The organism is Cyanobium sp. Alchichica 3B3-8F6 (assembly GCF_024346435.1).
Taxonomy (GTDB): domain Bacteria; phylum Cyanobacteriota; class Cyanobacteriia; order PCC-6307; family Cyanobiaceae; genus Cyanobium_A.
The window spans coordinates 82,415-105,052 of sequence record NZ_JAGQCZ010000006.1 but is presented as its reverse complement, the minus strand read 5'-3'; the positions used below and the strand labels follow the sequence as shown (position 1 = coordinate 105,052).

The 22,638-nt window shown below is 65.6% G+C and carries 25 protein-coding genes, 1 tRNA gene and 1 riboswitch; of the genes, 12 read left to right on the top strand and 14 right to left on the bottom strand.

The window, feature by feature from the left end; translation table 11 throughout:
* Positions 1-75: 75 nt before the first annotated feature.
* From gndA to KBY65_RS06760, 4 genes are read left to right on the top strand one after another with little or no spacing between them, the layout of a single operon-like run.
* The gene (gndA, locus tag KBY65_RS06775) at positions 76-1,494 is read left to right on the top strand and encodes an NADP-dependent phosphogluconate dehydrogenase (RefSeq protein ID WP_255000958.1); all 1,419 of its coding nucleotides are present in this window, start codon (positions 76-78) and stop codon (positions 1,492-1,494) included.
* Positions 1,494-2,243, top strand: coding sequence for a 6-phosphogluconolactonase (gene pgl, locus KBY65_RS06770; protein ID WP_255000957.1), 750 nt, complete (start codon positions 1,494-1,496; stop codon positions 2,241-2,243). The genes gndA and pgl overlap by 1 nt, the downstream gene beginning before the upstream one ends.
* Positions 2,240-2,782, top strand: coding sequence for a CIA30 family protein (locus KBY65_RS06765; RefSeq protein WP_094559606.1), 543 nt, complete (start codon positions 2,240-2,242; stop codon positions 2,780-2,782). The genes pgl and KBY65_RS06765 overlap by 4 nt, the downstream gene beginning before the upstream one ends.
* Positions 2,769-3,155, top strand: coding sequence for a hypothetical protein (locus KBY65_RS06760; protein ID WP_255000955.1), 387 nt, complete (start codon positions 2,769-2,771; stop codon positions 3,153-3,155). Before KBY65_RS06765 ends, KBY65_RS06760 begins: the two co-directional genes overlap by 14 nt.
* 3 nt (positions 3,156-3,158) lie before the next feature.
* Here the strand turns inward: KBY65_RS06760 and ilvD are convergent, their stop codons facing one another.
* From ilvD to KBY65_RS06745, 3 genes are read right to left on the bottom strand one after another with little or no spacing between them, the layout of a single operon-like run.
* Positions 3,159-4,829 (bottom strand): dihydroxy-acid dehydratase, encoded by a 1,671-nt coding sequence (gene ilvD, locus KBY65_RS06755; RefSeq protein ID WP_255000954.1) that lies wholly within the window; start codon positions 4,827-4,829, stop codon positions 3,159-3,161.
* A gap of 59 nt (positions 4,830-4,888) precedes the next feature.
* Positions 4,889-5,197: a hypothetical protein gene (locus KBY65_RS06750; protein ID WP_094559609.1), complete on the bottom strand. Its 309-nt coding sequence runs from the start codon at positions 5,195-5,197 to the stop codon at positions 4,889-4,891.
* A 51-nt stretch (positions 5,198-5,248) separates the two neighbouring features.
* Positions 5,249-5,893: a uracil phosphoribosyltransferase gene (locus tag KBY65_RS06745; protein WP_255000953.1), complete on the bottom strand. Its 645-nt coding sequence runs from the start codon at positions 5,891-5,893 to the stop codon at positions 5,249-5,251.
* 39 nt (positions 5,894-5,932) lie between these two features.
* Between KBY65_RS06745 and KBY65_RS06740 the strand changes: the two genes are divergently transcribed.
* From KBY65_RS06740 to KBY65_RS06730, 3 genes are all read left to right on the top strand, one after another.
* Complete coding sequence (locus KBY65_RS06740) at positions 5,933-6,457, top strand: pentapeptide repeat-containing protein (RefSeq protein WP_094559611.1); 525 nt, start codon at positions 5,933-5,935, stop codon at positions 6,455-6,457.
* Between the two features lie 10 nt (positions 6,458-6,467).
* Positions 6,468-6,650, top strand: a riboswitch (cobalamin riboswitch).
* A 15-nt stretch (positions 6,651-6,665) separates the two neighbouring features.
* Positions 6,666-7,307 (top strand): HupE/UreJ family protein, encoded by a 642-nt coding sequence (locus tag KBY65_RS06735; RefSeq protein WP_094559612.1) that lies wholly within the window; start codon positions 6,666-6,668, stop codon positions 7,305-7,307.
* A gap of 1 nt (position 7,308) precedes the next feature.
* Positions 7,309-8,442, top strand: a complete 1,134-nt coding sequence (locus tag KBY65_RS06730; protein ID WP_255000952.1) for a GTP-binding protein — start codon at positions 7,309-7,311, stop codon at positions 8,440-8,442.
* Here KBY65_RS06730 and KBY65_RS06725 read toward each other — a convergent pair.
* Positions 8,439-8,717: a hypothetical protein gene (locus KBY65_RS06725; RefSeq protein WP_233128471.1), complete on the bottom strand. Its 279-nt coding sequence runs from the start codon at positions 8,715-8,717 to the stop codon at positions 8,439-8,441. The genes KBY65_RS06730 and KBY65_RS06725 overlap by 4 nt on opposite strands.
* A 234-nt stretch (positions 8,718-8,951) precedes the next feature.
* Between KBY65_RS06725 and purS the strand changes: the two genes are divergently transcribed.
* The gene (gene purS / locus KBY65_RS06720) at positions 8,952-9,224 is read left to right on the top strand and encodes a phosphoribosylformylglycinamidine synthase subunit PurS (RefSeq protein ID WP_094559614.1); all 273 of its coding nucleotides are present in this window, start codon (positions 8,952-8,954) and stop codon (positions 9,222-9,224) included.
* Entirely contained in the window at positions 9,221-9,874 is a 654-nt protein-coding gene (purQ, locus tag KBY65_RS06715; protein ID WP_094559615.1) for a phosphoribosylformylglycinamidine synthase subunit PurQ, read from the top strand. The genes purS and purQ overlap by 4 nt, the downstream gene beginning before the upstream one ends.
* A gap of 70 nt (positions 9,875-9,944) precedes the next feature.
* Here the strand turns inward: purQ and KBY65_RS06710 are convergent, their stop codons facing one another.
* The gene (locus KBY65_RS06710) at positions 9,945-10,535 is read right to left on the bottom strand and encodes a peroxiredoxin (protein ID WP_255000951.1); all 591 of its coding nucleotides are present in this window, start codon (positions 10,533-10,535) and stop codon (positions 9,945-9,947) included.
* A gap of 219 nt (positions 10,536-10,754) precedes the next feature.
* Here KBY65_RS06710 and KBY65_RS06705 point away from each other — a divergent pair, with 219 nt between their 5' ends.
* The gene (locus tag KBY65_RS06705) at positions 10,755-11,057 is read left to right on the top strand and encodes a hypothetical protein (RefSeq protein ID WP_255000950.1); all 303 of its coding nucleotides are present in this window, start codon (positions 10,755-10,757) and stop codon (positions 11,055-11,057) included.
* Between the two features lie 76 nt (positions 11,058-11,133).
* Here the strand turns inward: KBY65_RS06705 and KBY65_RS06700 are convergent.
* The 6 genes from KBY65_RS06700 to psb32 all read right to left on the bottom strand — a co-directional run bounded on the left by KBY65_RS06700 (position 11,134) and on the right by psb32 (position 15,295).
* Positions 11,134-11,207: transfer RNA gene (locus KBY65_RS06700), tRNA-Met, on the bottom strand.
* A gap of 40 nt (positions 11,208-11,247) precedes the next feature.
* Positions 11,248-12,210: a M23 family metallopeptidase gene (locus KBY65_RS06695; RefSeq protein WP_315860046.1), complete on the bottom strand. Its 963-nt coding sequence runs from the start codon at positions 12,208-12,210 to the stop codon at positions 11,248-11,250.
* 180 nt (positions 12,211-12,390) lie between these two features.
* The gene (locus tag KBY65_RS06690) at positions 12,391-12,900 is read right to left on the bottom strand and encodes a tRNA (cytidine(34)-2'-O)-methyltransferase (protein WP_094559663.1); all 510 of its coding nucleotides are present in this window, start codon (positions 12,898-12,900) and stop codon (positions 12,391-12,393) included.
* Between the two features lie 2 nt (positions 12,901-12,902).
* Complete coding sequence (gene cobU, locus KBY65_RS06685) at positions 12,903-13,463, bottom strand: bifunctional adenosylcobinamide kinase/adenosylcobinamide-phosphate guanylyltransferase (RefSeq protein ID WP_094559619.1); 561 nt, start codon at positions 13,461-13,463, stop codon at positions 12,903-12,905.
* Entirely contained in the window at positions 13,453-14,598 is a 1,146-nt protein-coding gene (gene pxcA, locus KBY65_RS06680; protein WP_255000948.1) for a proton extrusion protein PcxA, read from the bottom strand. The genes cobU and pxcA overlap by 11 nt, the downstream gene beginning before the upstream one ends.
* Positions 14,599-14,602: 4 nt before the next feature.
* Positions 14,603-15,295: a photosystem II repair protein Psb32 gene (psb32, locus tag KBY65_RS06675; RefSeq protein ID WP_094559621.1), complete on the bottom strand. Its 693-nt coding sequence runs from the start codon at positions 15,293-15,295 to the stop codon at positions 14,603-14,605.
* 67 nt (positions 15,296-15,362) lie between these two features.
* Between psb32 and KBY65_RS06670 the strand changes: the two genes are divergently transcribed.
* Entirely contained in the window at positions 15,363-16,064 is a 702-nt protein-coding gene (locus tag KBY65_RS06670; protein WP_094559664.1) for a cofactor assembly of complex C subunit B, read from the top strand.
* Here KBY65_RS06670 and KBY65_RS06665 read toward each other — a convergent pair.
* Entirely contained in the window at positions 15,964-17,136 is a 1,173-nt protein-coding gene (locus KBY65_RS06665) for an LPS export ABC transporter periplasmic protein LptC (protein ID WP_254987404.1), read from the bottom strand. The two genes, KBY65_RS06670 and KBY65_RS06665, sit on opposite strands and share 101 nt — an antisense overlap.
* Positions 17,137-17,138: 2 nt before the next feature.
* On the bottom strand, positions 17,139-18,713 hold the full coding sequence (locus KBY65_RS06660; protein WP_255000946.1) for a methionine--tRNA ligase: 1,575 nt from the start codon (positions 18,711-18,713) through the stop codon (positions 17,139-17,141).
* Positions 18,714-18,796: 83 nt separating this feature from the next.
* Between KBY65_RS06660 and KBY65_RS06655 the strand changes: the two genes are divergently transcribed.
* Positions 18,797-20,626, top strand: coding sequence for an FAD-dependent oxidoreductase (locus KBY65_RS06655; RefSeq protein WP_255000945.1), 1,830 nt, complete (start codon positions 18,797-18,799; stop codon positions 20,624-20,626).
* Here KBY65_RS06655 and KBY65_RS06650 read toward each other — a convergent pair.
* Positions 20,623-22,623, bottom strand: coding sequence for a ribonuclease catalytic domain-containing protein (locus tag KBY65_RS06650; RefSeq protein ID WP_315859680.1), 2,001 nt, complete (start codon positions 22,621-22,623; stop codon positions 20,623-20,625). The two genes, KBY65_RS06655 and KBY65_RS06650, sit on opposite strands and share 4 nt — an antisense overlap.
* Positions 22,624-22,638: the final 15 nt, after the last annotated feature.

Genomic DNA, 22,638 nt, shown 5'->3' with positions numbered 1-22,638 from the left:
CACCAAGTTGTGACGGTTGCACGGGATGGCTGAGCTGCCTCGCCACACTAATGGCGAATGGTTTCAGTCTCAGCCATGGGTAAGGCACATTTCGGCCTGATTGGTCTTGGTGTGATGGGAGAAAATCTTGTGCTCAATGCGGAGCGCAATGGATACTCCTCCGTCGTTTACAACCGCACCTACGCCAAAACCGAGGAGTTCTTGGCTGGCCGTGGCGCCGGCAAGGACATCATCGGAGCAGCCACCCTTCAGGAGTTTGTGGCGAGCCTGGAGCGACCCCGGCGGATCCTGATGATGGTCAAAGCCGGTCAACCGGTGGACGACACCATCGCATCCATCTCTCCTTTCCTGGAGGAGGGCGATCTGCTGATCGACGGTGGCAACTCCCTCTATGCCGATACGGAACGGCGGGTGGCGGAGCTGGAGAGCAAGAGCTTTGGCTACATCGGTATGGGGGTGTCCGGCGGAGCCAAGGGAGCCCTCGAGGGGCCGAGCATGATGCCAGGTGGCACCAAGGCTGCCTACGACGCCATCGAGCCTTTGGTGCGCAAGATGGCCGCACAGGTCAATGATGGCCCCTGTGTCACCTACATCGGCCCGGGTGGTGCTGGCCACTTCGTCAAGACGGTGCACAACGGCATCGAATACGGCATTGAGCAGATCCTGGCCGAGGCCTACGACCTGATGATGCGCGTGGCCGGTATGAACGGCGATCAGATGGCGGATGTGCTCGCCGGTTGGAACGACACCGAAGAGCTGGCCTCCTTCCTGGTGGAGATCACCGAGGTGTGCCTGCGCACCAAAGACCCCGACAGCGGCGCCGATCTCGTGGAAGCCATTGTGGATGCCGCTGGCCAAAAAGGCACTGGCCTCTGGACCGTGGTGAGTGCGCTGGAGATGGGCGTACCCGTCCCCACCATCTACGCGGCTCTCAATGCCCGGGTGCTGAGCTCGTTGCGCTCCGAACGGCTGACGGCAGGAGCACTGTTGCCCGCACCGGCGCCCCATGCCTTTGCGCTCGGAACCCCCGGCGACGGCATGGCCCCCCTGCGGGATGCCTGCATCGCCGCCTGCATCGTCAGCTATGGCCAGGGCATGGCCCTGCTGCAGGAAGCCTCAAAGCTGCACAACTACAACCTCAATTTTTCGGCTATCGGTCAGATCTGGAAAGGGGGCTGCATCATTCGGGCACGGCTGTTGCAACGGATTCAGAACGCCTATGGCGCCAACCCCGGCCTGGCCAACCTGATGCTCGATCCCTGGTTTGCTGAGCAGATCAACCGCCGCCTCCCTGGCCTGCGTCAGGTGGTGGCTGGAGCCGCCCTTGCAGGCATCCCCGTGCCCTGCCTGAGCAGCACCCTCGACTACATCGACAGCTACCGCAGTGGCCGCCTGCCCCAGAACCTGGTCCAGGCGATGCGCGACTGCTTCGGCTCCCACACCTACGAGCGGGTCGATCGCCCTGGCAATTTTCACACCGAGTGGCTCGACTGATGCAGTCACACCCCCCCTCCTCCAGCAATTCCCCAACCCGCTATCGGCTGATCGTGGCCGAATCGGCCGAAGACCTGGCTCGGCAGACGGCCCAGGCGATCGCTTCGGCCTTGGATCTGGTGCTGGCGGAGCGGGATCGGGCCCAGATCGCCCTGGCTGGCGGTGAGACCCCCCGGGCCACCTACAGGCAACTGGGCCAACAACATCTGCCCTGGGATCGGGTGGATGTCTTGCTGGGTGATGAGCGTTGGGTGAGCAGCAGCGACCCTTCCAGCAACGCCCGCATGTTGCGGGAGACCCTGATGGCGGAAGCACCCGGCAGCCACGCCTGTCTTCATCCGGTACCCACGGAGCTCAGTAGCCCGCAGGAGGGTGCTGAGGCCTATGCCGGCCTGGTGCAGCAACTGTGCGGGGGCACACCACCGGCCCTCGATCTGGTCTTGCTGGGGCTCGGTGACGATGGTCACACCGCCTCCCTGTTTCCAGGAACGGCCGCACCAACCATCACGGATCGGGCGGTCACCCTGGGGGAGGGCAAGGGGCTGCCTCGCGTCACCCTCACCGCCCCCACGCTCTCGGCGGCGCGTCAGGTGCTGTTCTTGGTGAGTGGTGCTGGCAAGGTGCAGGCCTTGCAGCGCTTGCTGGATCCCTTGGAATCGCCCGAGCGCACCCCAGCCAAGCTCGTTCAACCGGCTGATGAGGTGATGATCCTGGCCGATCGGGATGCAGCTGCAGGGCTGCAACGATGATCCCGGTTGCCGCAGGCGACGGTTTCAGCGGCTGGCATGCCCTCAACGACACCGTGATGGGCGGACGCAGCCAGGGCGCCTGCCGCATCGGCCCCACGGGCCTGGTGTTTGAAGGCACCTTGATTGCTGAGGGGGGTGGCTTCATCAGCTGCCGCTCGCCCCTGTTTTCACCGCCCTTGGATCTCTCCAGCTGCAGTGGCCTGGAGCTGGAGCTGGTGGGCGATGGACGCCGGTTCAAGCTGGCGGTGGCCTGTGCCGACGGCTTGGGCGGGCTCACCAATCTGATCCCTGGTGGCCTGCGTTGGGTGGTCGAATTCGGCACGGCAAACTCGGGAATGACGCTGGTGCGGATTCCCTTCGCCGACCTGACAGCCTCCGTGCGCGCCAAACCAGTCGGCCTGCCAGTGCGTTTTGATGCGAGCCGGATCACAAGGCTGCAACTGCTGCATTCCCGTTTCGCCGATGATGGGGGGTTGAATGCAGGCTTTCGAGCCGGCCCGATCCACCTGGAACTGCACGCCATCCGTGCCTACCCCTGAGCTGGTCAACAGCAACCTGCAGCAGTTGGTGGCCGCCGCGGCCGATCTCTGCCGCAAACCGCTGCGGCATGCGGTGCTGCTGGTGGGTGAAGCGGAGAGCTGTGACGATTGCTGCCTGCGGCTGGAGGCACGCCATTCCGATGGCGAGCGTTGGCCCGATGGCGATCTGGAGCTGGAGATCTACCGCAGTGGTGGCGATCTCAACCTCACGTTGGCGTGGTGTCAGGGGCCTGATCGCCCACTGTTGTGGCAGGGGAGCCATCCGGTGTGGATGGAGGCTGAATCGGGTCTGCGCTGTGAGCGGCCTGCAGATGGTGCGCCCCTGGAGGCCCTGGCGAGGCGGCTCAGGGCCCTGTTGATTCCCGTCGACTGAGGGTCAGGGTTGATCGGTGACGGCCCCCAGGCTGCTGGAGCTCACCTGACGGGCGTATTTGCCCAGCACTCCCGTTTTGTAGCGGGGTTCGGGCCTGGTCCAGGCCGCACGGCGCTGAGCGATCTCATCGTCGCTCACATTGAGCTGGATCAGCAGCTGGTTGGCGTCCACGGTGATGCTGTCGCCCTCGTTCACCAAGCCGATGGTGCCACCCACGGCGGCCTCGGGGGCCACGTGACCCACCACCAGGCCAAAGGAGCCGCCGGAAAAACGACCGTCGGTGATCAGGGCCACCGAGTCCAGCATCCCCTGGCCAACGATCGCGGCGGTGGGGCTCAGCATCTCGCGCATGCCGGGTCCACCAACGGGTCCCTCCTGGCGTACCACCACCACATCACCGGGTTTGATCTGCTTGTCGAGGATGGCGGCCAGGCAGGTCTCCTCGCTTTCAAACACCCGGGCCGGGCCAGTGATCACAGGATTCTTGACACCACTGATCTTGGCCACAGCGCCTTCTTCGGCCAGGTTGCCCTTGAGAATCGCCAGGTGGCCTTTCGCGTAGAGCGGATTGCTCAGGGGGCGGATCACGTCCTGTCCGGCGGGGGGCTCAGAGGGCACCTCAGCGAGCACCTGTTTGAGGGTCTTGCCCTCGATGGTTTTGCAGTTGCCGTGAAGCAGACCGGCATCGAGTAGCAGCTTCATCACCTGGGGAATCCCTCCGGCCTGGTGGAGGTCCACGGTCACGTAACGGCCGCTGGGCTTGAGGTCGCAGATCACCGGCACCCGTTGGCGGATGGTCTCGAAGTCGTCGATGGAGAGATCCACCCCGGCGGTGCGGGCCACGGCCAGCAGGTGCAGCACCGAGTTGGTCGATCCACCCACCGCCATGATCACGCTGATGGCGTTCTCAAAGGCTTCCCGCGTGAGCAGATCGCGGGGGCAGATGTTGGCTTTGATTGCTTCGACCAGCACCTCGGCGCTGCGGGCGGCGCTATCGGCCTTTTCGGGATCCTCGGCCGCCATGGTGGAGCTGTACGGCAGGCTCAGACCCAGCACCTCAAAGGCGGCGCTCATCGTGTTGGCGGTAAACATGCCGCCGCAGCTGCCGGCGCCCGGACAGGCGTTCTTCTCGATCGCCGTGAGCTCCTGCTCGTCAATGCGGCCGCCGCTGTATTGGCCCACCGCCTCAAAGGCGCTCACCACGGTGAGATCGCAGGCGCCGAGTTTGCCGGGCTTGATCGTGCCGCCATACACAAAAATGGAAGGAATGTTCATGCGGGCCATGGCCAACATGGCGCCGGGCATGTTTTTGTCGCAGCCACCGATCGCCAGCAGAGCATCCATGCTCTGGCCGTTGCAGGCCGTTTCAATCGAATCAGCGATCACCTCCCGGCTTACCAGGGAATACTTCATCCCCTCGGTGCCCATCGAAATGCCGTCGCTCACCGTGATGGTGCCGAACAGTTGGGGCATCGCCCCGGCCGCATGGGCAGCCGCTTCCGCCCGTTGGGCCAGCTCGTTCAAGCCGAGGTTGCACGGCGTGATCGTGCTGTAACCGTTGGCAATGCCGATGATCGGTTTGCTGAAATCGCCGTCACCGAAGCCAACAGCCCGCAGCATGGCGCGGTTGGGGGAGCGCTGGATCCCCTGGGTAATCGCGGCGGAGCGAAGCATGGGCGGCTGCGGTGTCTCTGATGGAAAACCTACCCACCGGCCCTGAGCCGCCAGTGGCCTCAGCCTTGGGTGTTCATGGATTCCAGCTGACGGCGCACATTGTCGATGGCCTGGTTGAGCTCGTGCACGCGATCGTGCAGGTCGCGCTCGTGCGGCTCGCTCGGCGTGCCTGTGCCAACTTCGGCGGACACCGGGGTCCGCAGGGCTGAGAGCCGTAGGGAACGTGGCTGGCGAGGCTGTTGGCGGCGCCGTTCAGCCTCCGACAGCAACCACCAGGCCAAACCAGCGGCACCGATCACGGCCCCGGCCATGACGCTGAGGGCCGATCCGCCGCCCCCTTGGGTGGAACAGCCGTTGCGATCGCCCATTGCTGACAGTTGCTCTCTTACCAGCCTAGGCATGGGCTGGGCTGGATTCCATCACGGGGTGGCAACCACCGTGCCGCCAAAGAGGCGCTCGGCCACCGGGCCGATACCGGGCACGATCTGACCCGGTTCATTGAGATCTGGATCGATCCCCGCCGTGTACAAGGTGAGGGCGCCATGGCGTTCTCCCACCGCCTTGAGACCGGGCCCCGAAGCAAGAGCGGTGACCACCCGCAGCCGATCGCCGCTTACGCCGAGGGTGGCCAATTGATCGAGCAGCTGGATTAACGACGTCCCGTCAGCCAGTTCAGCTGTGAACACCAGCACTCCACAGCGGGATTCAATCGGGCCATCCAGACCGGTCAGGACTCCGCCGTGGTCCCACAGGTGCCGCACTTGGGCCGCAGGAATGACGGTTTGGGCGCCCTGCCAGAGGCCTAGGCCCGCCGTGAGATGGGGCAGGGCCAGCAAGGGAATCGCCGGATCAACCAGATCGGCCTCACACGGACCGAGGTGGGTATCGAGCACCAGGCGCCGGTGGGGTAACCAATCGCGCAGGGCCTCATAGGTGAGCCATCGCCCGAGCTCAGCGGTGGCCGTGACGTAAAGAGCAGGGGGGGTGTGGCGATCCCGCAGCACGCCCAGCCAGTGGGCGATCAGGGGGTGGGACGGGACTACAACCCGCAAGGCCATCGCCATGGTTGACATAACTTGATGGCTCACCGTAAGTGCGCGCCCATGGGCTCCCATTCCTCCAGAACTGAGAGCCGTTGGTCCCGATGGGTTGTGGCGTGCCTGACGCTGGTGCTGGTGTGGAGCTTGGGGGTGGCGCCGGCCTCGGCCATTACGGCTCCGGAGCTGCGTAGCCAGCGTTCACTTCAGGATCTCCAGCCCGATATGCACGGCCGCAACCTGCAGCAGCAGGAATTTCTCAAAGCGTCGCTGGCGGGTTTTGATCTGAGCGCGGCAGATCTGCGGGGTGCGGTGTTCAACAGCAGCGACCTGCAGGGCGCCGATCTGCGGGAGGCCAACCTGGAGGACGCGGTGGCCTTTTCCAGCCATTTCGAAGATGCGGACCTGCGCGGGGCCCTGTTTCGCAACGCCATGCTGATGCAGAGCCACTTCAAGGGCGCCAACATTGAAGGTGCCGACTTCACTGATGCGGTTCTGGATTTGCCGGAACAGAAGGCACTGTGCAAACGCGCCGCTGGGGTCAACCCGGTGACGGGGGTGGAGACCCGGGACAGCCTGGCGTGCCGGTAGGGCTTCAGCCGGATACCATTAGCGCACCGGTTCCGGTGGGGAACAGCCACCGGAGGTAAGGGGGAAAGTCCGGTGCAAATCCGGCGCTGTCCCGCAGCTGTGAAGGCGCGCTTTTGATCGATCCGTCCCCTCCCGGGAACTGGTCTCGACCAGCCGCCCAGTCAGAACGCCCGCCGGTGTTGATTGATCTACGGCGCGGACCGGCCCCATGACACCTCTGGCTTTGCATCGTTTCGGCTCGCCCCAGGCCGCACAGGCATTGGGCCTCGGCCTGCTGGCGTCCCTGTTCCTGATCCCCTTCTGGAGCGCAGCTCCGGCGTTGGCTCACCACGTCGCCGATCTCAGCGCGATGCAGCCGACTGTGCTGAACGGGATCTTGAGCGGTCTGGCCCACCCGGTGTTGGGGCCAGACCACCTGCTCTTCCTGCTCGCGCTCTCCCTGGTGGGACTGCAGCGCCGCCTGCGCTGGGCCCTGGGCCTGCTGGTGGTGGGTCTGCTGGGCAGTGCCTCCGGTCTCATCTGGCCTGGCTTGCCCGGGGCCGAGATCCTCGTGGCAACCACCCTCGTTGTGGAGGCTTTGGTGTTGCTGCGTCGCCTGCCAGCCCTGACGCTGTTGCCTGCGATGGCCCTGCACGGCTACGTGCTGAGCGGCCCGGTGTTCGGCTGGAGCACCATGCCGCTCACGGCCTACGGCTTTGGATTGCTGCTCTCCCAGGCAGCTCTGTTGGTGATGTCTCTCGTGGTGCTGCGGCCTGCCGTGTCTCGCCTCTCCCCCACCGCCCTGCGCTGGCTGGCCTTGGCCCTGATCGGCTGCGGCGGCACCTGGGCCTTGGCCGGGCTGGCGGCCTGAGATGGCCAACCCAAGCGGACGCCTGCCGGTCACCGTGGTGACCGGTTTTCTGGGTGCCGGCAAAACAACCTTGTTGCGGCATTTGTTGCTGCACAGCGGTCAAAGGCTGGCTGTGCTGGTCAACGAATTCGGTGAGGTCGGCATCGATGGGGCCCTGCTGCGCAGCTGTGGCTTCTGCCCCGACGACGAGGTGGAGAGCCGGCTGGTGGAGTTGGCCAATGGCTGCCTCTGCTGCACCGTGCAGGAAGACTTCCTTCCCACCATGGAGCGGCTTCTGGAACGGGCAGACAAGCTCGATGGAATCGTGGTTGAGACCAGTGGTCTGGCCCTGCCCGAGCCCTTGATTGCCGCCCTGCACTGGCCCGAGATCCGCACGCGGATCCGACTCCACGGGGTGGTGGCCATGGTTGATGGTGAGGCGTTGACTGCCGGCAGCGTGGTGGCCGATCCTGCAGCCCTCGAAGCGCAGCGCCTGGCCGACCCCAGCCTCGACCACGCCACAGCCATTGATGCGTTGTTTGCGGAGCAACTGGAGGCGGCTGATCTGGTGCTGATGAGCCGTGCCGATTGCCTCGCCTCAGAGGCCATGGAGGCCGTGCATCAGCGCCTCAAGCCCCTGCTTCGGCCAGGGGCCGTTGTGCTTCCGGTTGCCCGCGGAAACGTCGATCCTGAGCTCGTCCTGGGCCTGGAACGCCGGGCCAGCAACGATCGCTCTGATGATCACGAAGGCCACCACGATGCGCATGCCCACCATGAGCATGACCACCACGACCATGAGCACCACGACCATGAGCACCACGATCACAGCCATGTAGCGATCGAAGCGCTGGCCCTGGATCTTCCAGGTGCGTTTGGGCGCCAGGCTTTGGAGCAACAGCTGGCGCAGCTGCTGCGCCAAAGCGCAGTGATCCGCCTCAAGGGACGGCTTTGGCTGCCGGGCAAGGCCCGTCCCCTGCAGATTCAGGCAGTGGGCCCCCGCCTGGAGTGCTGGTTTGACGCGGGGGGCGCTGCCCCAACTAACACCGCCACCCATCGCGCTGGGCTCGAGCTGGTGGTGCTGGGATTTCAACTCGACCAGGGGGCGATCGAAGCCTCCCTGCAGCAGGCCAACCAGCTCAATACCAGGGCCGCTTAGTCGAGGGGAATGTCACCCTGGGCGCAGACGCCGTTCCAGCAGAGGGCCGGGCCGGCGATCCAGGAGGTTTCCACGGCGATCCAGTCGCCACCACTCGATCCACGCTGGTGGCCGCGAATTTGGTTCTGCATGCGCACCATGCCCGAGCCGTCGTGGCGGAAGCCAATGCGGCGCTTGCCCACCACAAGGGTCCAGCTGGCTCCAAGCTGCTCCACCTCCATGGCGCAGCCCAGCCATGGCCCATCCCCAACCCTGCACCGAAGGGGCACGGCCACCGGCACTTCACGGACCGAAGGGCCGGCCAGGCTGGCCGCGGGGTGGAAGAGGGCTCCTGAGCAGCCCACAACAACCTACAGCGCGCCGCGATGCAGGTAGCGATGCAGGCAGCGCGGAGATGGGCTGCTAAGCCGGGACACGGCCGGAGGACAGGGGGCTGCCTTCAAGCTGATCAGCGGCGCGGGTGAAGGACCACCGGGCTGCCAAGATTTAACAAACCTCCAGCTCCTCAGGTGCCCGTTTTCCGCGCTCGCGTTCAGGTTTCGCTCAGGCCATCGGTGCTTGATCCGGCTGGAGAAGCCACCAGGGCCGCTGCCGCTCGATTGGGGGTGGAAGGCATCCGCCAGCTGCGCATCGGCAAATCGATTGAATTGGAGCTCGAGGCCCCCGATCGCCAGGTCGCCCAGAGCCAGCTGGAATTGCTCAGTGATCGGCTGTTGGCCAACCCGGTGATCGAGAACTGGTGCCTGGAGCTGCTGGATAGCAACGGGGAGCAGCAGCCATGACGGTGGGGATCGTGGTGTTTCCTGGCTCCAACTGCGACCGGGACGTGCGCTGGGCCCTGGAGGGCTGCGTGGGGCTGCCAACCCGCTTCCTCTGGCATGAAGACCGGGATCTCAGCGGCCTCGACGCTGTGGTGATTCCTGGCGGTTTCAGCTATGGCGACTACCTGCGCTGCGGCGCCATCGCCCGCTTTGCGCCCGTGCTGGAGTCGCTGCGGGAGTTTGCCCAGGCCGGCGGCGCCGTGCTCGGCATCTGCAACGGATTTCAGGTGCTCACGGAGCTGGGTCTGCTGCCCGGAGCCCTGACCCGCAACGCCAAACTCCACTTCCTGTGCGAGCCCACGGGTTTGCGCGTGCAGCCCGGATTGTGCCGCTGGTTGCAGGGCTACGCCCACGATGAGCAGATCGTGCTGCCGATTGCCCACGGGGAAGGGCGCTACCAATGCGACCCCCAACAACTGGCGGAATTGGAAGCCAACGGTCAGGTGGTGCTTCGCTATGCCAGCAACCCGAATGGATCGGTGGGGGATGTGGCCGGCCTGACCAATGCCACCGGCAACGTGCTCGGCCTGATGCCCCACCCCGAGCGGGCCTGCGATCCCGTCACCGGCGGCCTGGATGGTCACCGGTTGCTGGCGAGCCTCAAAGGCTGAGCGAGGGTCATAAAAAGGGGGCCCGTAGGCCCCCTGCGGGTGCTGAAGCTGCGCACCCGAACTGAACAAGTCAGTTGACAGCGGCGAAGAACTCCTTGCTCTTGACGGGATCAGGATTCATGGTCTTGTCGCCGGGGGTCCAGTTGGCCGGGCAGACCTCGTCGGGGTTGTTGCGGATGTGCTGGAAGGCCTGCAGCAGACGCAGGGTCTCGTCGACGCTGCGGCCCACGGGCAGGTTGTTGATGGTGCTCTGCATGATCACACCATCGGGATCGATGATGAACAGACCGCGCAGGGCCACGCCGGCTTCCTCGTCGAGCACCTCGTAGGCGCGAGCGATCTCCTTCTTGAGGTCGGCCACCAGGGGATAGGCGATGTCGCCGATGCCACCGTTCTTACGGTCGGTCTGCACCCAGGCCAGGTGGCTGAACTGGCTGTCCACCGAGACGCCCAGCACTTCGCAATTGCGGCTGGAGAAATCGCCGTAACGGTCGGAGAAGGCGGTGATCTCCGTGGGGCACACGAAGGTGAAGTCGAGGGGATAGAAGAACAGCACCACGTAGTTGCCGCGGTAGTGGGAGAGGGTGATCTCCTTGAATTCTTGGTCCACCACGGCGGTGGCGGTGAAATCGGGAGCCTGCAGGCCAACGAGCCGGGACATGCTGGATGGGGTGAGAAAGGATTGAACGCCGCTGGAATTGACCGACCGCTTCTGCCGCTCTCGCTTCCTGAATCCAGAGGCCTGGCAGACAAAGCAAGAAAGCACAGGTCAGGCCAAAGTCGGACCGACTTCCAGTTGCAACCTCAACAATTTATCACGGCTGGTCGGGCGCTGCGGCCATAGGCTGGCAGAAGTCCTGTTCCAAAGAGAAGAGCAACCATGGCCTGGGAGCCAACTGTGCTGCGGAAATACAACACCACTGGTCACTTTCGGCTGCTGAATCAGCTGCGCACCGAATTGAAGGGCAACCCGCTGGTACGCCCCAAGGAGGGGCAGAGCATTGGCGAAGTGAACCGCAGCAAGTCGCTGATCCGCGCCATCGAGGGGCGCTCCCAGGGCTATGCCCGGGCACGCCGTGCCGCCGCCGCTGCCGCACCCCAGCCCGTCCAGCTGCTGGCTGAACAGACCGTTGAAGAGTCCGCTTCCTTCCTGGCCCGGCTCAATGCCGTCGAGCTGCGCTGAAGGGGCCCGATGGCGTGCTTGCACGTTGTCAACAAAAAACCCCGCCAAGGCGGGGTTGAAAGCGCAAACGCGCAGATGGCTCGGGGGAGACTTGAACTCCCGACCTTGGGGTTATGAATCCCACGCTCTAACCAGCTGAGCTACCGAGCCGCGGTGACCTGACTTTATCAGGCCCTACTCCCAACCCCTGTCAGGCTCTGGGGGGCAGGAATTGGAGCGGATTGGCGGCACCTGCGCTGGGGGGATGAATCTCGAAGTGAAGGTGGGGGCCGGTGCTGCGTCCGGTGCTGCCCATGTGAGAAATCAAGCTGCCCTGTTCCACCTCCTGGCCCACCCGCACCATCAAGCGGCTGTTATGGGCATACAGCGAGCGGCTGCCATCGGAATGGGCGAGGGTGACCAGATAGCCATAGCCGCCGTCGTGCCAGCCGGAGAAGACGACACGACCTGCCTTGGCGGCCACGATCGGCGTACCGACATTGTTGGCCACGTCGATGCCCTTGTGCATCCGCCCCCAACGCCAGCCGTAGCCGGAGCTGAACACGCCCTTGGTCGGCCAGATCCAGCCTTGTGCTGAGCTCGGGCCGTCAAAGGGCTTGTTGAGCTCGTCGAAACCAGGCAACTCAGGCCAGCTGACTCCACCGCTGCTGGTTGGCTTGAGACCAAGGGTCATTCGGGTGCGGCCCGGCGCCGACTGGGCGAGCCGCACCTGACTGCCAACCACCAACCGAGCCGTTTCCAGACCTGGATTGAGGCGAAGCAGATCCTGCAGGGTCAGGCCGTAGCGCTGAGCGATCTTGAGCAACGTGTCCCCGAAGCGAACCTCGGTGCGCTCTTCGACGGGGGGCAGGGATTGCAGCGGTGGGGTACGACGCAACTCACTGGTGTCAATCGACGCCAGTTGCTTGATCTGACGGGTCTGCTGGCTGGGCACCACCAGCCAGTCGCCTTGTCGAAACCTGTGATCCTCGTTGACGTCATTGAGCCTGGCGAGGCGCTCCTCGTCGAGCTTCAAACTGCTGGAGAGTTCTTCAACGCTGATCGGCTGGCGCACCTTGACCCAGATCCTGTCGGTGCTGGGTGAAGGCAGGGCGGCGATCTCGATATCGATGGAAGCCTTGTCGATGTCGGCGGGGACCAGAGCGACGACCACGGCCGGAACGGCCACAGCACAGGGGATCAGGATTCGCAGACTCGTTTGCAAAGGCTTCATGCAGTTCTTCCCATCGGACAAAGCTCGTGGAGAAGCCGCCATCCCCGAGCCGGGCAGAGAGTAGCGGACGGAACCCAAGGCCACAAGTGATGTTGGCAACAACGGAGACGTTCCAAGGCTCTAAATGCTTGTGGTGGCCTGCGATCCCGGCAGCGTCAGGAAATCCTGTTGCCGCAGGCACTCAAACAGCACCACCGCCACCGCCACCGACAGGTTGAGGCTGCGTACCCCGCAGCGATCTGGGCGCGCCGCCCGGGCCATCGGGATCGTGAGGGCCACATCGGCGCAACCCAGCACGTCGCTGGGCAACCCATCACTCTCCCGGCCGAACAGCAGCCAGTCGTCAGGACCGAAGCGCCAGTCGAGATAGGACTGGCACGCATGGCTGCTGAGGGCAATCAGCCGTCCCCCTAAGGCTTTGCGGTGATCGGCGAACGCGGGCCAGCTGGCATGGCGCTGCAACGGCACGAGCGGCCAGTAGTCGAGCCCGGCCCGCTTGAGCTGGCGATCATCGATCGAGAACCCCAGGGGTTCAACCAGGTGCAGGGGGGTACCGGTCGCTGCGCAGGTGCGGGCCACATTGCCCGTGTTGGGCGGGATCTCTGGCTGGTACAGCACAATCTGCGGCATGGTCATCCCGCGGGCACGGCCACACTGTGGGCCCGCAGATCGAAGGCCCGGCCAGCTACCACCAACCACAGGGCGTCGCAGAGGGGAACCAGCTGCTGCTCCAGGGCACCGAGGCGATCCCGGAACAGCCCACCGATGGCCGTGGCGGGAACGACCCCCCAGCCTGCCTGCTCACTGACAAGCACCACGGGCACCGCACAGGCGCTGAGGCTGGCCGAGAGGGCAGCGCATTGATCCCTCCAGCTCTCAGCATCGTGGTCAAGGCCAGCCGCAACCCAGGTCCCGAGGGAATCCACCAGGGCCAGGCCAGGGGGCTGGAGGGCCTTAAGGGCTGAGCAGAGCTCGGCACCCACCTCGAGGGTGGTCCACCCTGGTGGACGTCGGTTGCGATGGGCCGAGACGCGGGCTTGCCAGGCCGGATCGTGGGCCGCAGGACGGGGGCCTGTGGCCAGGTAGGAGACCGGCAAGCCTGATTGATGTGCCAGATGTTCGGCCCAGCGGCTCTTGCCGCTGCGGGCCGGACCCAGCACCAGCGCAAAGCGCGGGCAAGTCTCAGCCACCACCGTTCATGTTGCGCAGAGTGGCCACGGAGGAGGGAGAAACGCGGTTGAGGTAGCGGAAGATCCAGTACTTGAACACCGTGGCCAGCACCACCGGGAATGTGGCAATGAACAACATGATGAAGTTCTCGCGGGCCGGTAATCCGAGATGGTGGGCAACACCATCGAGCAACACCGTCCAGCCCTCTGGACTATGGAAGCCCACGAAGATATCGGTAAAAAGAATGATCGCGAAGGCCTTGGCGCTATCGCTGAGGCCATAGACCAGCTCATCAAGGAAACCTCGCAGCACCTGTAGATCGCGACGACCGAACAGGCAGACCAGCACAAAGCCCAACAAGCCGCCCAGATCAGCCAACACGTTCTTGATGGCGTGGGTGCTCTCCAGATCAGCCTCCTCCTTGAGCTCCTGGGCCCGACTGGCCAACTGGGCCTGCAATTCCTCTCGGCTCGGTAAGGGGTTGCCGTTCAGCAGGGCGTCAAACTCAATTTCCGCCTGGAAGACCCTCAACTTTTCAACGGCCTGCTCCTCAAGCTTGGGTTTGGGGTAGGTGAGAAAGGCGTTATCGGGGGCAAAGCGATCAACCAGCGGTGACACGACATAGGTGCGGCTGATCTGCTGCACCAGCACCGGCACCAGAATCAGCAACAACAACACGCGAAGCGACACCAAGGTGGAGTCGCGCCGGCGGCGGAAGCCGGCCACCACATTGGCTTCCGCTTCCGGATCGAGTTGTCGTCGCACCTGGTCGACCACGCCGATCAGGCTGCGGGGCAGCACCTCTGGAGAGCGGCTAATCGCGGGCAGGGGCTCCCGTTTGGCGCCGTAGCGGGCCACCATGGTTTCAATCAGTTGAAACTGACGAATCTCCTGACCCGCCAGCTCCGCGCGGTTGGGCTCCAAGGTGAGGAGCGACTGACGACACACCTCCAGGGCCGCCCGGAAGCGGCGCAGCAGCTGGGCCTGGGCCGCCCGCGGAATGCGCAAGTCGAGTTCAGGCCGCACAGGGCGATCGTTGTAATGCTCCAGCTCAATGCTCTGGATCAACAGGGCCGATTCGTAACCCCGCTCGAGATCGTGGCTGAGATCGAGGGCCTGGGCCCGGCCGAAAGCCCCCATCCAATTGGTAGGTGCCATGGGGTCAGCGTGAAAAAACCCACCAGGTGAGCATCGGGACCAGGGTGCCCAGGACCAGCAGCACCACCACCCAGGTGAAGGCGTTGCTGGACGCTGTTTCCTCTTTGGTGGGAATGTTGGTGGGTTGGGTGACCACCTCGGCGGTGGCTGGTTCACCCGGATCGTCGCCGCCCTCGAGCACCGTCAGCAGACGGTTCATGGCGTCGAGACTGCCCTGGCGATAGCGACCGCCCTCACGAATCGGCTGGGCCATCGTGGTGCGTGCCGTGCTGCGCAGCAGACTCGGATCCAGCTGGCCATTGAGATTCGGCGAAGCCACTACCGCAGCGCTGTTGGTCTGACTGTCGATCAGAAACAGCAGCTGCAAGGAGTCGGCGCCGGCCTCCGCCCAGCGCTCCAACACCTGGGCGCCGAGCTGGGGCAGGCTGAGGCCGTAATCCAGGCGATTCACCGTGATCAGGTGGGCATCCACGCGATCGGCGGAAAAACTCTCCAGGGTTTTGCCGAGCTCACCGATGGCAGCGCGGCTCAGCACATTGGCGGTGTCCAGGATGCGCTCCTGGGGAGGCGTGTCGGGTAGGCCACTCGCCGCGATGGCCAGGGCGGGAGCGGGCGCAAGGCAGAGAAAACCTCCGAGCAGGGCAGCAATCAACCCCTGAAGGGAGAGCCAGCGGCTCTTGTGAAGTGAGGGCGCCAACGAATCGACCCAGCGTGGCCCTAGTTTGCCGCTAACGGGCCCTGCTGTCGCCTCCTGCTTGCTGTTCATGGCCGCCTCCCTACCTGCGCGGATCTGTCTGGGGTCAGGTATCGGTGCCCTGGCCCTGGTGGTGCTCAACCAAACCAGCGCTGTCAACACAGATCCGGCCCTGGAGCGAGCTGCCGTGCTGGCCAGCTTTCTGGCGGTGGGGTTGATGTTGGTTGGGGTGTTGTGGACGCGGGCCGTGCCCGAAGCGGCAGGCCGGGTGGCCTTGGAGGGGCGCCAAGGGGTGGAACTGGCGGAGGGTCTGCCACCCGAGCTGGCCGAAGAGCTGGGCTGGGGCAGCCAGATGCTGCTTACCGCCAGTCCGGCGGCTGTGGTTGTTGTGCTGTGGCAGGGGCGCTGCCTGCTGCGGCGGGGTCTGCTGGCCGACTGCAGCTTCACCCCTGGGGTGATCTGTGCGCGCACGCAGGCAAAGGGGAGAGCCATCTCCCTGGTGGACCTACGCCTCTACCCGGGCCGCGACGAATTCACCAGCCTGCTGCCGGGCCTGCCCTCGGCGGTTGTGCAACCCCTGGGGGAGCAGGGCCTGGTGGTGTTGGGTGGCTGGTCACCACGCTGTTTCAGTCGCAGTGATCTGGTGTGGCTGGAGGGCTGGGCTCAACGCATCACAACCCGAATGGTGGCGCTTTCGGGGACTGCTTGCGCGCGTCTCGACGGGGCGGCGGCACCTTCAACTGGCTCTCCACCCGACTCCCCGGACTGCTGAACACCACCTGCCCCTGCTGGGTTGCCACACCTTGCAGTTGCTGGGCTCGGGTGACCTGCTGGAAGGCCGAGCGGCGCAGCTCCACCGAACCCTGCGCCGTCACCTGGTTGGTCTGCCAGTTCCAGGTGCAGCGATTGGCGACCAGGGAATCGGTGGGTTGCTGGAGTCGGCACGCCTGGGGAATCACCAGAGTTTGACTGCCACCCAGGGCCTCAAAACCCTGCCCACTGAGCCGTGACTGGTCGAGCTGGGCACGGAAAGGGTGGGGGCTGCTGATCCGCTCCACATCCAACTCCAGCCGGGTTGCCCTGGCATCCAACCGCGCCTTGCGGCCCGGATCGAGCACTTGGACGGGAGCCTGCAGGTCGATCACTTGGCGCAAGGAGTTGCCGGTCAGCGAGGGGGACGTGAGGGTCTGCAGACCACTGCCAGCCAAGCGCCGCTCACCCCGAACCGGTCCGCGACCGATCAGCTCGCCAGTGCCAAGGAACCAGTCGGCGGAGGTGAGGGCCAGGGTCCAGGTGCCTTCGTCGGAGCGCTCCAGCAGCGGCCGGCCCCGCAACTCGAGTTTGTCCTGCTGAATCCAGAAGCGGGCCCGCCTGGCGGTGAGACGGAGATCACCCTGGCTGGCGCGGGGGCTCCGATCGATTTCCATCCGCTCCTGGCGCGGATACCAGCGCACGCGGGTGGCCGTGACCACCAGCGGCTTCGGCCCCACCCGAACCAGCTGGGTCGGCCCTTCCAGCTGCACCACTTCGCCGTCATTGATCACCGTGCCACTGCTTGCTGTGATCGTGTAAAGGGGCTTGCCTTTGGCATAAATCGTGCCGCTCAGGTCCCGGGCCTGGGCCACCCGGCGGCTCAGGTCATAGCGGGCCTCCGGGCTGCTGATCTCCCAGAGGGGGCGACCGCTGGGATCTTTCTGCCGCAGGTTGAGGGAGCGGAACACAAACGGTTGGGCTGGTTCCTCTTTGGTGGCGGGCGCCTGGCAGCCGGCCAGCAGGGTGGGCACCGCAAGGCCCGCCAGGCTCAAGACCAGCAGGAACTGCGGCAGCCGCCGGTAGGTGCGCATGGTCACAGGGGGGTCTCGAGCTCGAGCCGCTGCATCACCGGCTGGGGTTCGATCAAGGCCAGTCCAGGCTCCAACGCGCCCCACCGCTGAGCCGCACGCCACGGCGATGGCGTGGTCACGCTGGTGCCAATGCCACTCTCAAAGGGCTGCTGACCGAGCTGCACCAGCATCCGCTCGGAGAGTTCGGGCAACAGGGGGGCCAACAGCACCGCCACCCAGCGGGTGGCTTCCAACACCGCATAGAGATCCGCCGCCACGGCAGTCTCCTGACCCTCCAGTTTCATCTGCTTCCAGGGGGCTTGGTCGTTGAGGAAGCCGTTGGCCGTGATGGCCAACTGCAGGCTGGCTTCAGCGGCAGCGCGGAAATCCAGGGCATCCAAGGCGGTGTTCACCGTCTCACCGGCGGCCAGGGCCGCCACGGCCAGGGGGTGGTCGGGTTGGGCGGCAGGCCCGGCGGGGGGCACCGCATCAGCAAACCAGCGCCGCGCCATCGACGAGGTGCGGTTCAGCAGGTTGCCGATCGTGTTGGCCAGGTCGTTGTTGACCAGATCGGTGAAGCGCTGCTGCTGAAAGTCGCCGTCGTCGCCGAAGGGGATATCGCGCAGCAGATACCAGCGCACCGCATCACGCCCACAGCGCTCGAGCAACACCTCCGGATCGAGCACGTTGCCGAGGGACTTGCCCATCTTCTGACCCTCCCGGGTCAGGAAGCCATGGCCAAACACCCGCTCGGGCAGGGGGAGTCCCGCCGACAGCAGCATTGCCGGCCAGTAGACCGCGTGGAAGCGCAGGATGTCCTTGCCGATGACGTGCAACTGGGCCGGCCAGCCACCCTGGCTGATCAGCTCCAGGTTGACCGGATCCTCTGGGGGGATCAGGGCCGTGAGATAGCCCAGCAGGGCGTCAAACCATACGTAAAAGGTATGGCCGTCATGGCCAGGCACCGGGATCCCCCAGGGTAGATCGATCCGGGAGATGGAAAAGTCACGCAGGCCCTGGGCGACAAAGTTTTCAACCTCTTTCTGTCGGCTGGCCGGGGCGATGAAACCAGGTCTGCGGATCAGCTCCTCGATCTGGCTCTGGTAGCGGGAGAGGCGAAAAAACAGATTCACCTCATCGCGCCACTCGAGCGGTTTGCGGTGAATGGCGCATTCCGGGTCTTCACTTCCCGGGGCGTCATCCTTGAACTCCTCACAGGCCACGCAGTACCAGCCCTGTTGGCGGCCTTCCACCACATCGCCGTTGGCCTCGACCCGGGCAAAAAACTGCTCGACCAGGGCTTGATGGCGAGGGTCGGTGGTGCGCACAAACCGGTCGTTGCTGATCTGCCAGCGGTTCCAGAGGGCGCGGTAGCCCTCGCTGACCGCATCGCAGTGGGCCTGGGGACTCAGCCCCGCGGCTTCAGCGGTGCGTTGAATCTTTTGCCCGTGCTCGTCACAACCCGTGATGAACAGCACTTGCTCCCCCTTGAGCCGCTGGTAGCGGGCCACCGCATCGCAGGCCAGCGTGGTGTAAGCACTGCCGAGATGGGCGCGATCGTTGACGTAATAGAGGGGTGTGGTGAGGGTGTAAGACATGCGACCGGGAAGGGTAGCTCGCGGCGCCGCGACCGCGACCCACCCTGCCACGCTGGGCTGCACCATCCCCCGTGCCGGTAGCCATGGCGATCCCCCCCGCGCAGGTTGACGTGCTGGTGTGGGGCGGTGGCACCGGTGGGGTGGCCGCTGCCCTGCAGGCTGCCCGCGGCGGCGCCACCGTGGTGCTGCTCACGCCTGGGCCCTGGCTGGGGGGCATGGTGAGCGCCGCTGGCGTCTGCGCTCCCGATGGCAATGAGCTCACGCCCTGGCAAACCGGGCTGTGGGGCGCCTTTCTGCGGGAATTGCAACGGCGGGAGCCCGAAGGACTCGACCACAATTGGGTGAGCTGTTTCGGCTACCGCCCCGCCACCGCCGAAACCCTCCTGCGCGAGTGGTGTTCGGCAGAGCCGTTGCTGCATTGGTCCCCGGGGGCACGGGTGACCGGTGCCCATCGCCAGGGTCGGCGTCTCACGGCGCTCGATGTGGAGGTCGCAGGAGAGGCGCAACGCATTCAGCTGCAGGTGGTGATCGATGGCAGCGATCGCGGCGACCTGCTGCCGATCTGTGGTGCCAGTTACCGACAGGGGTGGGAAGCGCAGGAGCTGTGGCAGGAGCCCAGTGCCCCGCTCCAGGAGCGTCTCGATCAGGACTCTTTTTTTGCGAAGCATCCGCTGCAATCCCCCACCTGGGTGGTGATGGGGCAACTGGCGGATGAGGCCGGTGCCGGCACCATGCCCGGGCCCCCGGCCGCTAGCCCTGCAACCTTGCCGCCCCCGTTCAAGCAGGCCGACCAGGCCTTTGGCCTGGAGCGCACCATCAGCTACGGCCGTCTGCCCGGCGGGTTGGTGATGCTCAATTGGCCGCTTCACGGCAACGATTGGCATGGCCACGGCCTGGAGCTGCTGGAGCGCGAGGCCGCTGATGGGCCGATCGGAGCAGCGATGCAGGCCCACAGCCTTGCCTTTGCCGATGCCCTGGAGCAGGCCTCCGAAGGCTGGCTGAAGCCAGCCGCCTGCTTTCCAACAGCGGGGGAGCTTGGCGCCAGCGCCGTGAGTGGGCCCTCACCCCTGGCCCTGTTGCCCTACTGGCGCGAAGGGCGCCGCTTGGTGGGGAACACGGTGGTGCTGGAACAACATCTGCTGCCCCTAGGAGTCGGCGAATCCCAAGGACCGTTGCCTTGGGATGGCACCGGGGCACTCGAAGCCGTGGCGGTGGGCAACTACGCCAACGACCACCACTACCCGGGCCCCGATTGGCCGCTGGCAGCCAAAAGCATCCGCTGGGGTGGCCGCTGGAGCGGCACCCCCTTCACCGTCCCCTATCGGGCCCTGCTGAGTGCCGATTTCGACAACCTGCTGGCAGCCGACAAAGGCTTCAGCGTCAGCCACATGGCCAATGGCGCCACACGTCTGCAGCCGCTGATCCTCAACATCGGTCAGGCAGCCGGCGCAGCCGCCGCCCTGGCGGTGCAGCGGGGCGTTCCCCCCTGCGATCTGCCGGTGCGCGAGCTGCAGGAGCGACTCATTCACGATCCCCTGGCCCCGGCGGCGGTATTGCCGCTCTGGGACACGCCCTGGCATGCGGCCGACTGGGCCGCTCGCCAGCTGCTGTTGCTGGAGTCTCCAGATCTGCTCCAGGGCGATGGCCAGCTGCAGCGCCGTGCGGCGCGAGCCAACGATCCCAGGGCAGGTGCAGCCGAGTTCGGCGAAGCAGCCTGGCGCGGCACGGTGCATGCTGATGGCCAGGGGGGCTTTCTGTTCAGCACAGGCAGCACCGCATGGCCATTGATCACCCTGGAACCAGGGCTGAACTGTTGGCTTCAGGATCTGGAGCGGCCCACAACCACCACGTTGGTGGGTTGCCTCAATCCCTGGGGCCCATGGCTGCGGGCCTCGCGGCTGGCGGGGGATTAGCCGCTGGCCAGCAGGCGCAGCTGATCCCGCAGCGGATCCACCGTGTGAACCCGCAGCTGCAGCAGATCGCCCGGATCGGAGCCGGCCGGGCAGTCGGCGGCCAGATCCATCGCCAGGCTCTCGACATGCACCAGGCCGAGGCGATCCTGGGGCCGTAGCCAGCGCAGGAAGGTGGCCGGCCAGTGGTCGCTGCGATGGGCATCGAACCACACCTGTTGCCAGTGGCGCTGGTCTTCCCGACTGATCTGCTGCCCCTGCCGCAGCGGACCCTCAAGATCGGTCAGGAGGACCTGAAGGGCCTCGGACTCCAGGGGCTGGCGTTGCTGCTGCAGGGCCAGCAGTTGACGTTGCACCACCAGGTCGGCGTAGCGGCGGATCGGCGAGGTGGCCTGCACATAGGCGGGAAGCCCCAGGCTGAAGTGGCCACTCGGCTGGGTGCCGGTGTGCCCGCGGCTCAGGCAGCGCTTGATGGCCGCATGCCGCACGGGCCCGGCTGGCAGGGCGGCCAGCTCCGCCTCGGGGGGCAAGGCAGCCGGCAACTGGCTCCGGTACGGCAGGGCGAGGTTGTGCTCACGGCCCATTTCGGCCACCACCGCACCGGCCAGGATCATGGCCTCGGCCACGAGCAGCCGAGCCGGGCTGGGCTCAGTGATCTCCAGCAGGGGTTCTTCGCCGCCGCACTGGATGCGCCCCTCCGGCTGGTCGAGCAGCAGGGCGCCATGGCGCACTCGCCACTGGCGGCGTCGCTGCAACAAGCCATGCAAATCGGCGAGATCGCGCTCCTGAGGGGGCGCCAGGTCGATCAGGTCGTCGGCATCTCCGTAGGAGAGCCGGTAGGTGGGCTTCACCCAGCTGCGTTGCAGGCCGGATGCGGCGATGGCACCTTCGGCATCGAGCTCCACCCAGAGACTCCAGGCGGCACTGCGGCACCCAGCTCTCAGGCTCATCGGGCCGGTTCCTAGCTGCTCGGGAAACATCGGCAGGATGCCGCCGGCCAGGTAGAGGCTGCTGCCCCGGCGTCGGGCCTCCTGATCCAAGGGCGAATGGGCTTCAATCAGGCGGCCGGGATCCGCCACGTGGATCCAGATGCGCTGCTGCCCGGTCGGGGTGGTTTCCAACGCCAGGCCGTCGTCGATGTCGCGGGTGTCGGCATCGTCGATGGTGACGCTGCGCTGGCCCATCAGATCCACACGGTCGATGTCGCCGGGGCGATCAGCCTCGGCCATCTCCAGCAGACGATCAGCCTCCGCCAACAGCTCCGCCGAAAAGCCCTGCTCCCAGGTGGTGGCGCGCAGCGATGGCAGGTGATGGGCTTGCCAGAGGCCCAGGTCAACCAGCAGATGGCGGATCGAGCCGGTGTCGGCCGTGCACTGGGCCGCGTGGAGAGCCTGTTTGAGCTGAGTGGGCAGAGGGCTGGTGCAGTCGCCCCCGGCCCAGCACTCCAGGAGTTCGAGTTGCTGCCGGTGCTCGCTTGCCAGGTCGTGGGGATCCAGGGGCTGGCGGAGCCGCAGGGCTTGGTGCCAGCGCTGCTCCGCCTCGGCCTGCAGTTGCTGATGACGCCGCTCTCGGCGCAGCTGCCGCAGGTCGTTGAGGCCACGGGCCTCCACCTGGCCCTGGCGCAACCGAAACAGGGTCTGGGCTCCGTGGCACCATCGCCAGCAGGCCGCCACGGTGAGGCCATCGCGGCGGGAGCACACCAGATCCACCCAATCGGGCAGGGTTAACGGCTGCCCATCCGCCTGCATCAACAACCAGGCCGCGGCCACATCACGCCTGGAGGGCACGGCTGCCGTTAAAGCGTCTTCCGTGATGTGCCAGGGCAGTTGCTCCAACCGCTGGGGCTGGGCCCCATCGCCAGGGCACGCGCCGAGCAGCTGCAACTGGCGCAGCGGTTGAATCTGTTGACGACCGGATGCACCGATCGCCAGCGAAGCCTTGTTGGACTGAACACTGAGAACGACAGCAACCTGGGGGCCGCGCTCGTCGCTGAGGCCCACCAGATCGCCGGGTTG

Excerpts from the sequence above, each read along its gene's own strand:
- KBY65_RS06740 (WP_094559611.1), top strand. The coding sequence starts at position 5,933 with ATGGGCTCCCATTCCTCCAGAACTGAGAGCCGTTGGTCCCGATGGGTT.
- KBY65_RS06735 (WP_094559612.1), top strand. The coding sequence starts at position 6,666 with ATGACACCTCTGGCTTTGCATCGTTTCGGCTCGCCCCAGGCCGCACAG.
- pxcA (WP_255000948.1), bottom strand. The coding sequence starts at position 14,598 with ATGGCACCTACCAATTGGATGGGGGCTTTCGGCCGGGCCCAGGCCCTC.
- KBY65_RS06655 (WP_255000945.1), top strand. The coding sequence starts at position 18,797 with ATGGCGATCCCCCCCGCGCAGGTTGACGTGCTGGTGTGGGGCGGTGGC.
- KBY65_RS06745 (WP_255000953.1), bottom strand. The coding sequence starts at position 5,893 with ATGGCGATGGCCTTGCGGGTTGTAGTCCCGTCCCACCCCCTGATCGCC.
- KBY65_RS06730 (WP_255000952.1), top strand. The coding sequence starts at position 7,309 with ATGGCCAACCCAAGCGGACGCCTGCCGGTCACCGTGGTGACCGGTTTT.
- KBY65_RS06660 (WP_255000946.1), bottom strand. The coding sequence starts at position 18,713 with ATGTCTTACACCCTCACCACACCCCTCTATTACGTCAACGATCGCGCC.
- KBY65_RS06765 (WP_094559606.1), top strand. The coding sequence starts at position 2,240 with ATGATCCCGGTTGCCGCAGGCGACGGTTTCAGCGGCTGGCATGCCCTC.
- KBY65_RS06710 (WP_255000951.1), bottom strand. The coding sequence starts at position 10,535 with ATGTCCCGGCTCGTTGGCCTGCAGGCTCCCGATTTCACCGCCACCGCC.
- KBY65_RS06690 (WP_094559663.1), bottom strand. The coding sequence starts at position 12,900 with ATGCCGCAGATTGTGCTGTACCAGCCAGAGATCCCGCCCAACACGGGC.
- pgl (WP_255000957.1), top strand. The coding sequence starts at position 1,494 with ATGCAGTCACACCCCCCCTCCTCCAGCAATTCCCCAACCCGCTATCGG.
- KBY65_RS06750 (WP_094559609.1), bottom strand. The coding sequence starts at position 5,197 with ATGGGCGATCGCAACGGCTGTTCCACCCAAGGGGGCGGCGGATCGGCC.
- KBY65_RS06665 (WP_254987404.1), bottom strand. The coding sequence starts at position 17,136 with ATGCGCACCTACCGGCGGCTGCCGCAGTTCCTGCTGGTCTTGAGCCTG.
- KBY65_RS06670 (WP_094559664.1), top strand. The coding sequence starts at position 15,363 with ATGGCCGCCTCCCTACCTGCGCGGATCTGTCTGGGGTCAGGTATCGGT.
- ilvD (WP_255000954.1), bottom strand. The coding sequence starts at position 4,829 with ATGCTTCGCTCCGCCGCGATTACCCAGGGGATCCAGCGCTCCCCCAAC.
- gndA (WP_255000958.1), top strand. The coding sequence starts at position 76 with ATGGGTAAGGCACATTTCGGCCTGATTGGTCTTGGTGTGATGGGAGAA.
- purQ (WP_094559615.1), top strand. The coding sequence starts at position 9,221 with ATGACGGTGGGGATCGTGGTGTTTCCTGGCTCCAACTGCGACCGGGAC.
- KBY65_RS06705 (WP_255000950.1), top strand. The coding sequence starts at position 10,755 with ATGGCCTGGGAGCCAACTGTGCTGCGGAAATACAACACCACTGGTCAC.